This is a genomic window from Ochrobactrum sp. A-1 (assembly GCF_022488005.1).
In the GTDB taxonomy this organism is placed as follows: Bacteria; Pseudomonadota; Alphaproteobacteria; order Rhizobiales; family Rhizobiaceae; genus Brucella.
In genome coordinates this window covers 651,648-663,135 of record NZ_JAKVQC010000003.1, presented here as the reverse complement: position 1 = coordinate 663,135, position 11,488 = coordinate 651,648, and the positions used below count along the sequence as shown (strand labels likewise).

Below are 11,488 nucleotides of genomic sequence, written 5' to 3'. Positions count from 1 at the left end.
AGCATGTCTGAAGAAACCAAGAAAACACAGCTCAGTCGAAGACAGCTGCTCGGTACGTCGGCCTTTGTGGCTGCCGCCGGTGCAAGCGGTCTTGGCGGGGCTCTGCTTGCAGGTTCAACCGAACCGGCATTGGCTGCCGGTGGTGCAAAAGGCGCTGGTCATAGCGCAGAGGTGAAGCCTGGAGAACTGGACGAATATTACGTCTTCTTTTCCAGTGGCCAGAGCGGCGAGGTCCGCATCGTCGGCCTGCCATCGATGCGCGAACTGATGCGCATCCCAGTGTTCAATCGCGATAGCGCGACCGGCTGGGGCCAGACAAACGAAAGCCTGAAGGTGCTGACCGAAGGCCTTCTGCCGCAGGACCAAGAGTTCCTGAAAGATCGCGGCGGCATATTCCTGAATGGTGACTTACATCACCCGCATCCGTCCTTCACAGAAGGCACCTATGACGGGCGTTATCTCTATGCCAACGACAAGGCCAATACGCGTGTCTGCCGCATCCGTCTGGATGTGATGAAATGCGACAAGATCATTCAGCTTCCGAACCAGCATACCGTGCATGGCTTGCGCGTGCAGAAATATCCGAAAACCGGCTATGTCTTCTGTAATGGTGAGGATCGTGCACCAATCCCGAACGATGGCAGTATTCTGACCGACACCAAGCAATATCACGCGATCTTCACGGCCGTTGACGGCGAGACCATGAAGGTTGCCTGGCAGATCATGGTTGACGGCAATCTCGACAATGTCGACTGCGATTATCAGGGCAAGTACGCTTTTGCCACCTGCTACAATTCGGAGGAAGGCACGACCCTCGCCGAAATGATGTCGAGTGAGCAGGACTGGATCGTCATCTTCAACCTGAAGCGCATCGAAGAGGCCGTTGCCAAGGGTGATTTCAAGGAAATCAACGGCGTTCCGGTTATCGATGGACGCCATGGTTCCAAATATACCCGTTACATTCCTGTGCCGAACAGCCCGCATGGCATCAACACCGCACCAGACGGTATCCATGTGGTCGCCAACGGCAAGCTGTCGCCGACCGTTACGGTGTTCGACGTCCGCAAGTTCGACGAGCTTTTCGACGACAAGATCCAGCCCCGCGATGCGGTGGTTGCGGAACCGGAACTCGGACTTGGGCCATTGCATACGGCTTACGACGGCAAGGGCAATGCCTATACGACGCTCTTCATCGACAGCCAGATCTGCAAATGGAACATCGAGGACGCCAAGCGCGCCTTCAAGGGCGAGAAAGTCGATCCGATCCGGCAGAAGCTCGACGTGCATTATCAGCCCGGTCACAACCACACGTCCATGGGGCAGACCAAGGACGCCGATGGTCAGTGGCTGATCTCGCTCAACAAGTTCTCCAAGGACCGCTATCTCAATGTCGGGCCGCTCAAGCCTGAAAATGACCAGCTCATCGACATTTCCGGTGAGAAGATGGCGATTGTCCATGACGGGCCAAGTTTTGCCGAGCCGCACGATGCGACCATCGTTCATCGCTCGAAGATCAACCCTGTCAATTTCTGGAGCCGAGAGGACCCATTTTTCGCCGATGCTGTCACTCAGGCGAAAGCCGATGGCCTCGACCTGATGGACGCCAATGAGGTGATCCGGGATGGCAACAAGGTACGCGTTTATATGACGTCCGCCGCGCCAGCCTTCGGTCTCACCGAGTTCACCGTCCAGCAGGGCGATGAAGTGACAGTGTATGTCACCAATATCGATGAAATCGAAGACCTTACGCACGGCTTCGCCATCATTAACTACGGCGTCAACATGGAGGTGGGGCCGCAGGCGACCGCGTCCGTCACCTTCACGGCCAACAAGCCAGGTGTGTGGTGGTATTACTGCTCGTGGTTCTGCCACGCCATGCACATGGAAATGAAGGGCCGGATGCTCGTGGAACCGAAGAAGGCCTGACTGCCATGATGTTCCCCCGCCGGTTTCAGTCCTTGAGCGCCGCAATGCTGCTGACCGTCGTTTTTTGCGACGGTTTGCAGGCACGGCAGATTGATGTCGTGGCAGGCGAAGGCGTACAGGCGGCCATCGACAAAGCGGAGCCGGGCGATATCGTCCGGCTTCTGAAAGGCAAACACAATGGCGCGGTTACGATCGATCGCGCCATTGAACTGATTGGTGAGTCCGGTGCCGTTCTGGACGGATTGGGCTCGGGCAATGCCATAACGGTCAACGCACCGGACGCTATCGTGCGCGGACTGGAAGTGCGCGGTTCGGGCGAAAGCATGCCGGACCTTAATTCCGGAATTTTCGTGGCCAAAACCGCCACGGGCGCGCGTGTCGAGAACAATCGCCTTATCGATAACCTTTATGGAATTTACCTGCACGGCGCTGCAAATTCCATCGCAAGCGGCAATGAGATCATTGGTCGTCGAGGCGTGCGCATGGCACAGACCGGCAGTGGCGTTTCCGTCTGGAATGCGCCTGGCGCGCAGGTTGTCGGCAACGCCATCCGTTACGGACGCGACGGCATCTATACCAATGCCAGCCGCAAGAATATCTTCCGCGACAATGTGATGGAGGATGTCAGGTTCGCCGTTCATTACATGTACACGGACGACAGCCAGGTCATCGGCAATGTTTCGCGCAACAATTCCGTTGGCTTCGCGATTATGTACACCAACCGTCTCAAGGTGCTGGATAACGTGTCCGACGGCGACCGGGATCATGGCTTGTTGCTCAATTATGCAAACAGCTCGGTCATTTCCGGCAATCGCGTGATCGGACGTATGCAACCGATAGATCGCTGGCTGGATGCCGGTGTTCAGAAGGCTGAGCATGGTCTGCCGACAGAAGATAAAACCGAGACGCTGGCGGGCGAGACCGCGCGGCTCGGTCCGGAAAAATGCGTCTTCATCTATAACGCCAACAAGAACAAATTCACCGGGAACAGTTTCGAAAACTGCAGCATAGGCATTCACTTCACTGCCGGTTCCGAGGGCAACGCCATGAGCGGCAACGCCTTCATCAACAACCGCAATCAGGTGAAATATGTCGGCACGCGCAACCTCGACTGGTCAGTCAATGGACGCGGCAATTACTGGAGCGACAATCCGGCCTTCGATCTGAACGGCGACGGTATCGCAGACAGCCCTTACAGACCCAATGATTTGATCGACAAGGTTCTGTGGACCGCGCCACAGTCAAAAATTCTCATCAATAGTCCGGCAATCGAGACAATCCGCTGGGCCCAGACCCAGTTTCCAGCGCTTCTGCCGGGCGGTGTTGTCGACAGCCATCCCCTTATGAAGCCGCCGTATCCGGCCGATGCGGCGAAAGGAAAACCAAATGACTGAGACTGTCATTCTTGATCAGGTCACAAAGTCCTATGGCGGTTTCAACGCCATCAGCGAGGCAAGTTTCAGCCTTCGCGCCGGAGAAAGCATTGCGCTGGTCGGCCATAACGGTGCCGGCAAAACCACGATGATAAAGCTCATGCTCGGGCTGATCCGTCCGACCAAGGGCACAGTTCGCGTGCTGGGCGAGGACCCGGCGACGGGTGCCTTTGCCGCCAGATTAAGACTTGGCTATCTGCCTGAACACGTCTCCTTCAATCTGGCGCTGACGGGAGCGGAAACGCTCGGCTTCTATGCGCGGCTCAAGAGAATACCTGTCGCCCAGACTGTGGAGCTGCTCGAACGCGTCGGCCTTGCCCATGCCGCGAACAGGCGGGTTGGCACCTATTCGAAAGGGATGCGCCAACGACTGGGGCTTGCTCAGGCATTGCTCGGGCAACCATCCGTTCTACTGCTCGATGAACCGACAACCGGTCTTGATCCGGCATTGCGCCAGAGCTTCTATGAAGTTCTCGAAGAACTGCGGAGTAAAGGCACGACAATCCTCATGTCGTCCCATGCATTGACCGAACTGGAAACCAAAGTCGAGCGCGTCATCATCGCGAACAAGGGCAAGATCATTGCCGATGGCTCCATCGATGCGTTGCGCCGAATTTCACAACTGCCACTTCGCATACGGGTGCAGACGCCAGACGTCTCCCGGCTGCCTTCGACAGCCGCAAATGCTGCGTTGCGCTGGCATCGTCTCGGCCCGGATATCTTCGAAACGGAAGCGCCGGTGGAAGGCAAGATGGCGCTTGTCCGCGATATTGTGGCCATGAACGACAATCTCATGGAGCTCGATCTCGTTCCACCGACGCTTGACGAGCTTTACGCCCATTTTCTCAATGCCGGAGAAGCGGCTCGCGCGGAGGCAGCGGAATGAACAATATTCTCATCATCGCTTCCAAGGAAATACAGGAAGGCTTGCGTAATCGCTGGGTTCTGGCGATCACATTGCTGCTTGCGGCACTGGCTTTGAGCATGACTTTTCTCGGCAGCGCGCCCACGGGCAGTTCGGTTGCCGCAAGCAAGCTGGACGTTGTGATCGTCAGCCTCTCCAGCCTGACCATCTTCCTGATTCCTCTTATTGCACTTCTCATTTCGCATGACGCTATCGTCGGTGAAATGGAACGCGGCACGATGCTTCTGCTTCTGAGTTACCCGATAAGCCGGGTCCAGTTGGTTTTCGGGAAGTTTATAGGTCAGCTTGCCATTCTCGCCTTCGCGACATTGTTCGGATATGGCGCGGCGGCTGTGGCGCTGATCGTGACTGGATCTGGCGTGGATGCGGGAAGCTGGTTGTCGCTATCGAAACTCATTGTCTCGTCGATCCTGCTGGGCGCGGTGTTCATCGCCATCGGTTTTCTCGCTAGCACGTTGGTGCGCGAGCGGAGCACGGCAGCAGGGATCGCCATCGGCGTCTGGCTGTTCTTCGTGCTGATCTATGACGCAGCGCTTCTCGCCCTGCTGGTTTTCGATCAGGGCCGCATCGTGGGCGGTGGCATGCTCAACGGCCTGCTTCTGCTCAACCCTGCCGATTCCTACCGGCTTCTCAATTTCGGTCTGGGGCAGGCCGGTACTCTGACCGGCATGGGCGGCATAGCTGGTAACGCCACGCTGTCTGCTCCAGCCCTGACACTGGCGCTCGGTCTCTGGGTCATGCTGCCGCTGTCCCTTGCGATGCTGGTTTTCTCGAGGAAAGAATTATGAAACGCGCTCTGTTTCTTACCCCCCTGTTTCTGGTTCTGCTTGCCGGATGTTCTCCGGACGAAAAGAAAGATACGGTCATGGCGCCATTCGCGCTGACGGAAAGCGCAATGGGCCGCTATTGCGGGATGAATGTTCTGGAACACCCAGGCCCCAAGGGCCAGATTATTCTCGAACCGGCAAACGAGGCGGTATGGTTCTCTTCCGCTCGCGATGCGCTCGCTTTCACGATGTTGCCCGAGGAGCCGAAGGGGATCGCAGCGATCTACGTTTCGGACATGGCGAAAGCGCCAAGTTGGGAAGAGCCGGGAGCTGAAAACTGGGTCGATGCGCGCAAGGCTTTTTTCGTGATCGAAAGCGCTGCAGTTGGCGGAATGGGGGCACAGGAGGCCGTACCGTTTTCGACACGGGAAGCAGCGGAGAAGTTCGTCGCGCAAAAGGGCGGGCGTATCAGTACTTTCTCTGAAATGCCGGAGGATTACATTCTCGGCGACCAGTCCGTACGGACCACCGATCTTGGAGCCGAGAGCCATGCCCATTGACGGCAGACAGCGTGTCAGTCGCAGGCTTGTGCTCGCAGGAGGTGCGGCTGGCGTGATGCTCTGCGCTATTCCGAAACAGGCAGCTTCGCTCGACCTTCCCGAGCCGACCTTCTGGCGCGGTCAGGCGATGGGAGCACCTGCCAAGATCATACTTTATTATCCTGATCATTCGATTGCCGAACGGTTGCTACGTGAAGCTGCTCAAGAGGCAGAAAGGCTGGAGAACATCTTCAGCCTTTATCGCGCAGATTCAGAGCTGGCCAAACTTAATCGTGACGGGGCGCTGGCATCGCCTTCGCCTGATCTGGTCGAGGTCTTGCGCATCTGCCGTGAATGCTGGCAGGCTAGCAGTGGCCTTTTCGATCCGACGGTTCAGCCTCTTTGGAACTGCCTGAAGAAGCACTTTTCGCAAGAGAATCCTTCTCCCGACGGACCGTCGCGGCTGCTTTGGGACGAGGCGCTTGCAAAGGTAGGGTTCGACCACGTTCTATTTGATGAGAACCGCGTTGCGTTCTCCAAGCCGTCAATGGCTCTGACATTAAACGGTATTGCGCAGGGCTACGTTACCGACCGTGTGACGGCATTGTTGCAAAGGGAGGGGGTGAAACATGCACTGGTCGATATGGGGGAATATCGCGCGCTTGGTTCAAGGCCGGACGGTACGGCATGGCGAATTGGCATTGCCGATCTGGAAGCCGGAACTGCAGCCGAAGAGCATGCTGATATACGCAATCAGGCACTAGCAACGTCCAGTTTCGCCGGGTTCCAGTTCGAGGAATCCGGACGCTTCAACCATTTGCTCAATCCAAAGACAGGGTTTTCGGCGGCACTTTATCGCCGGTTGACGGTAGTTGCCCGCGATGCAGCGAGAGCGGATGCCTGGGCTACGGCATTCAGTCTGATGGATGAAACTCAGATAAAGGCAACGATCCGCGGCCAGTCGGAGATGTCCGTGGTTGCGCAAAAACGCTCAGGCGAGCGAATGTTGCTGGCCCCGTAGGGCGCTGATGTGCCCAAATGCGAGACATTCGGGCACATTACGTATCCGGTTTATCGACTGAAGTTTCGCCCGTCTGCGCGTTTTGCAAAGCGCAGGACGGTGAAACCCGCTAGTCCGGCAATAAGCGAGCCGATCAATATCCCGATCTTTGCTTCGTTCTGCAGTAGGACCTCGTCGAAAGCCAGAAGCGAAATGAACAGGCTCATCGTGAAGCCGATGCCGCACAGAAGCGTTGTCCCCAGCATTTGAGTCCAGCTCGCGCCAGCAGGCAAATCGACGATTCCGCCTTTTACCAGCAGCAATACGGCCCCAAAGATTCCAACAAGCTTGCCTATCGCCAGACCGGCGGCTACGCCCAAGGTCACCGGCGCGAAAAGGGCTTCCGTGCCGAGGCCGGAAAAGCTGACGCCTGCATTTGCAAAGCCAAATATGGGCACGATGATGAACGAAACCGGCTTGATCAGGCTGTGCTCAAGCAGATGCAATGGGCTGTCGGAGACGGTTGCTTCAGGCTTTGCAGGGGTGCGCTTGATCGGGATGGTGAGCGCCAGCAGGACACCTGCAATGGTTGCGTGAACACCGGAGCGATAGGTGAAGAACCACAGTACAAGACCGAGCAGCAGATAAGGCGTCAGGCGTTTCACGCGGCCAAGATTCAAGCCGACCAGGGCAGCGACGACCGCCGCAGCCAGACCCAGATCCATCAGGGAAACACCGGTTGTATAAAACAGTCCGATAACGATCACCGCGCCAAGGTCATCAATGATGGCAAGGGCAGCGAGAAACACTTTCAGCGAGGTCGGAACCCTTGGCCCCAACAAGGAGATGACGCCAAGCGCAAAAGCGATATCGGTCGCAGCCGGGATAGCCCAACCGTGCGAAGCTCCACTATTGAGATTGAAGGAGAGATAGACCAGAGCTGGCACCGCCATGCCTGCTGCAGCGGCTACGCCCGGCAAAATACGGCGCGGCCAGGACGACAGATGGCCATCGACCATTTCGCGCTTGATCTCCAGTCCGACCATCAGGAAGAATATCGCCATCAGCGCATCGTTGACCCAATGCTGGACAGAAAGCGGTCCAAGATAGGCATGAAGGGCGCCGAAATAAGCCCCTGAAAGCTGAGAATTAGCCACCAGCAATGCCGCTATAGCTGACGCTATAAGCAGCAAGCCGCCTGAAGACTCGCTATCAAGAAAATTGCGTATAGTATTTTGAATGCGACCAGCCATGGCAGCTCCCTGACAGAAACAGTTAAAACAGTCTCCGTATTCAGGGCAGTCCCTGGGCGCACGCAGCACACGCCATGCAGCCAAGATAGCGACAAATTCTGCGGTTTCAAGTCACATTATGGAATTGCAATGCGATTACTAAATGGAAATGCGTCGCACTACCCGTGTTTGATTATAATTTGCAATTCATTGTTGTTGTATGGTGACGTTATTCAGATTTATCAGATTATATAATTACTATGATTTATCCATGCAATAATCGTCTGAATTATTATTTGTAATATTCTGTATTTTCTATCGGAAATCAGTGAATGGGCCCAATGTTGGGGGAGGCGCTTGACAAGCCGCGTCGGGCTTTCCATGCTCGGCGACACAATTTGAACAAAATTATTCAGGGAACGGAGAGCAGATATGACAATGGGAAAGTTCACCCGGCGCGGTGTGGTCGCTGCATTTGCAGGGATTGTTGCTGTCGGGGCCAGCATTGCCTTTGCGCAGGCTCCAGCCTTCTTCCGCATCGGTACCGGAGGAACAGCGGGGACCTATTACCCGATTGGCGGGTTGATCGCCAACGCGATTTCTGGAGCGGGGGATAAGGGCGTTCCCGGTCTGGTAGCTACGGCGGTTTCGTCGAACGGTTCGGTGGCTAATATCAATGCTATCCAGTCAGGATCGCTGGAATCAGGCTTCACTCAGTCGGACGTAGCCTATTGGGCACATACGGGCACCGGTCTTTATGAAGGCAAGGGCAAGGTCGAGGATTTGCGCCTGATTGCTACCCTTTATCCTGAAACCATTCATCTGGTCGCTCGTAAGGGTGCAGATATTAAATCCGTTGCCGATCTCAAGGGGAAACGCGTTTCCATTGATGAGCCGGGATCAGGTACAATCGTGGACGCTCGTATCGTTCTGGAAGCATATGGACTGAGCGAAGGCGACATCAAGGCCGAACATCTGAAGCCCGGTCCGGCAGGCGAACGTCTGAAGGATGGTGCACTTGACGCCTATTTCTTCGTCGGTGGTTATCCGACCGGTGCGATCTCGGAGCTGGCCACATCGAACGGTATTTCGCTGGTTCCGATTTCCGGTCCTGAAGCGCAGAAGATTCTCGAAAAATATTCATTCTTCTCGAAAGATGCCGTGCCAGCCGACACCTATAAGGATGTTGGTGAAACCGAAACGCTTGCAGTTGCGGCACAGTGGGTGACGAACGCCAAGCAGCCGGATGAACTCGTCTACAACATCACCAAGACCCTGTTTAACGAGGATAGCCGGAAGGCGCTCGACGCTGGGCACGCAAAAGGCAAGCTCATCAAGCTTGACACGGCGACGACCAGCCTTGGCATTCCGCTGCATCCCGGTGCAGAACGCTTCTACAAGGAAGCTGGTGTTCTGAAGTAAGTCGCCATTCCGGTTCGGATGAAAAAATGCACGGAGCTTCACCAGAACTCCGTGCATTTGCTTCCAGCCAGCATAAAGCATCTTTCAGATATATAACTTTGTTAAAACAAATGGTTAGAGCAGTTATCTGATTCAAAGGAATCAGCTTTGCTCTGAATGGAGAGAACCCTATGGTGAGCGAGCAAGAGGCGAAAACATCGCCCATGGAACTGGACGAAGCCAAGGCGCGCGAGCTTGAGGAAAAGTTCGACTCCGAGATTCGCTTTCGCCCACTAGGGCCGCTCGCGGCACGCATCGTCGGCGCGCTGCTGATCATACTTTCCATTTTCCACTATTACACCGCGGGCTTTGGTCTTCTCTCGGAAATGGTGCATCGCGGTATTCACCTTTCCTTCGTGCTGGGCCTGGTGTTTCTTGTTTTTCCGTTCTCTCGCAAGGGTTACGACCAGCCCACCACATCGTCGTGGCTGAGGCCGCTTGGCATTTCCATCATCGACTGGGCGCTGGCGATCATAGCGGTCGTATCCGTCGCCCATGTCCCGATGATACCGCTCGATGATCTGGCCTTTCGCGTTGGTAACCCGACGACGACAGATGTTGTCCTCGGTGGTCTTCTCATTCTGGTTCTTCTGGAAGCGACACGACGGTCGGTCGGCTGGCCACTGCCGATCATATCCATCCTGTTCATGCTCTATGCCATTTTCGGGCAGCATATGCCGGGCATTCTCGTCCATCCCGGTGCGACCGTCAGCCAGCTTGTCGATCATCTTTATCTAACGACACAAGGCATCTACGGCATCGCTCTTGGTGTGGTGGCAACGTATGTTTTCCATTTCGTGTTGTTTGGGGTTTTTGCAACCCGCATCGGCCTCGGTCAGCTGTTTCTGGACTGTGCGGCCTGGGTAGCAGGCCGTTTTGCAGGCGGTCCGGCAAAGGTCTCCATTTTCGGCTCCGCACTGTTCGGCATGATTTCAGGCTCTTCGGTCGCCAATACGGTGACCGTCGGTTCGCTGACCATCCCGGCGATGATCCGTCTGGGTTATAAGCGCCACTTCGCCGCCGCCGTGGAATCGGCATCGTCGACAGGCGGGCAGATCACGCCGCCGATCATGGGCGCAGCCGCGTTCCTGATGATCGAATTCCTGAACCTGCCTTACACAACCATCATTCTGGCGGCTATCGTGCCAGCCTTCATGCACTTCTTTGGCGTTCTTATGCAGGTCCATTTCGAAGCCAAGCGCAATGGCTTGCGCGGCATGACGAAGGAAGAACTGCCTGACCTGGAGGAAGCTTTCAAGCGTGACTGGCCGACCGTCATTCCATTGATTGTGCTGATCGGCGTTCTACTGTCGGGCTATACGCCTTATCTGGCTGCATTCTGGGGCATTACGCTCTGTATCGCAGTGGGATTGCTCAATCCGCGCAAGCGCATGTCTATAGGCGAGATTTTTGACGGACTGCGCGATGGCGCTAAATACGCGCTTGCCGTGGGCGCTGCTGCGGCGACTGTCGGCATCATCGTCGGCGTGGTGACGCTCACAGGCGTCGGCTTCAAGATTTCCTATATCGTGACGTCGACAGCAGGGCAGCTCGCGACCTATTTCGGCACCATTCTGCCTGCCGCATGGTTTGGCCCGCAAACACTGACGCTGCTGTTCACGCTCATCATGACGGGGATCGTCTGCATTCTGATGGGTTGTGGCATTCCGACGACCGCCAACTACATCATCATGGCGACAATCGCCGCGCCGGCGCTGGGGCTGTTGGGGGTTGAGCCGATCGTGGCTCACTTCTTCGTCTTCTATTACGGGGTGCTGGCAGATATCACGCCGCCTGTCGCGCTCGCGGCCTATGCGGCGGCGGGTATGGCGGGCGCCGATCCGTTCAAGACCGGCAATACAGCCTTCCGGCTCGGTCTCGGCAAGGTGCTTGTACCATTTGTCTTCGTATTCTCTCCGTCGCTTCTGCTGGTCACATCTGACTTCAATTGGCCGGATTTCTTCGTGGCATTCCTCGGTTGTGCCATCGGCATCACAGCACTAGGCGCTGCATTGTCGGGCTTTTTCCTGGTGCGTACGAAAGCCTGGGAAAACATCCTGATGATCGTCGCCGCGATCCTGCTGGTTGCTCCAGAGATTTATTCGTCGCTTCTGGGACTGGTGTTGCTGGTGCCGGTTGTGGTTCGCCATCTCTCGTCAGTGCGACAGCCTCAAATTGCTTAGAGGCCGTTGCGCTGTTTGTAAT

At 56.1% G+C, this 11,488-nt stretch carries 9 protein-coding genes; 8 read left to right on the top strand and 1 reads right to left on the bottom strand.

Annotated features, from left to right (window positions below; genetic code table 11):
• Positions 1 to 3 precede the first annotated feature (3 nt).
• Genes nosZ through MKS82_RS04925 form a run of 6 tightly spaced genes read left to right on the top strand, consistent with a single transcriptional unit; the run spans position 4 to position 6,611 of the window.
• Entirely contained in the window at positions 4 to 1,926 is a 1,923-nt protein-coding gene (gene nosZ / locus MKS82_RS04950) for a TAT-dependent nitrous-oxide reductase (protein WP_240578399.1), read from the top strand.
• Positions 1,927 to 1,931: 5 nt separating this feature from the next.
• Complete coding sequence (locus tag MKS82_RS04945) at positions 1,932 to 3,320, top strand: nitrous oxide reductase family maturation protein NosD (protein WP_109987586.1); 1,389 nt, start codon at positions 1,932 to 1,934, stop codon at positions 3,318 to 3,320.
• Positions 3,313 to 4,245 (top strand): ABC transporter ATP-binding protein, encoded by a 933-nt coding sequence (locus tag MKS82_RS04940; RefSeq protein WP_109987587.1) that lies wholly within the window; start codon positions 3,313 to 3,315, stop codon positions 4,243 to 4,245. The genes MKS82_RS04945 and MKS82_RS04940 overlap by 8 nt, the downstream gene beginning before the upstream one ends.
• Positions 4,242 to 5,072, top strand: a complete 831-nt coding sequence (locus MKS82_RS04935) for an ABC transporter permease subunit (RefSeq protein WP_109987588.1) — start codon at positions 4,242 to 4,244, stop codon at positions 5,070 to 5,072. Before MKS82_RS04940 ends, MKS82_RS04935 begins: the two co-directional genes overlap by 4 nt.
• Positions 5,069 to 5,611: a nitrous oxide reductase accessory protein NosL gene (locus MKS82_RS04930; RefSeq protein WP_240578398.1), complete on the top strand. Its 543-nt coding sequence runs from the start codon at positions 5,069 to 5,071 to the stop codon at positions 5,609 to 5,611. Before MKS82_RS04935 ends, MKS82_RS04930 begins: the two co-directional genes overlap by 4 nt.
• Positions 5,601 to 6,611 (top strand): FAD:protein FMN transferase, encoded by a 1,011-nt coding sequence (locus MKS82_RS04925; protein WP_109987590.1) that lies wholly within the window; start codon positions 5,601 to 5,603, stop codon positions 6,609 to 6,611. The genes MKS82_RS04930 and MKS82_RS04925 overlap by 11 nt, the downstream gene beginning before the upstream one ends.
• Positions 6,612 to 6,661: 50 nt before the next feature.
• Here the strand turns inward: MKS82_RS04925 and nhaA are convergent, their stop codons facing one another.
• On the bottom strand, positions 6,662 to 7,843 hold the full coding sequence (nhaA, locus tag MKS82_RS04920) for a Na+/H+ antiporter NhaA (protein WP_240578397.1): 1,182 nt from the start codon (positions 7,841 to 7,843) through the stop codon (positions 6,662 to 6,664).
• A 411-nt stretch (positions 7,844 to 8,254) separates the two neighbouring features.
• Here nhaA and MKS82_RS04915 point away from each other — a divergent pair, with 411 nt between their 5' ends.
• Both MKS82_RS04915 and MKS82_RS04910 read left to right on the top strand, forming a co-directional pair.
• Positions 8,255 to 9,244, top strand: a complete 990-nt coding sequence (locus MKS82_RS04915; RefSeq protein WP_109987592.1) for a TAXI family TRAP transporter solute-binding subunit — start codon at positions 8,255 to 8,257, stop codon at positions 9,242 to 9,244.
• Between the two features lie 170 nt (positions 9,245 to 9,414).
• Positions 9,415 to 11,466: a TRAP transporter permease gene (locus MKS82_RS04910; RefSeq protein WP_109987593.1), complete on the top strand. Its 2,052-nt coding sequence runs from the start codon at positions 9,415 to 9,417 to the stop codon at positions 11,464 to 11,466.
• Positions 11,467 to 11,488: the final 22 nt, after the last annotated feature.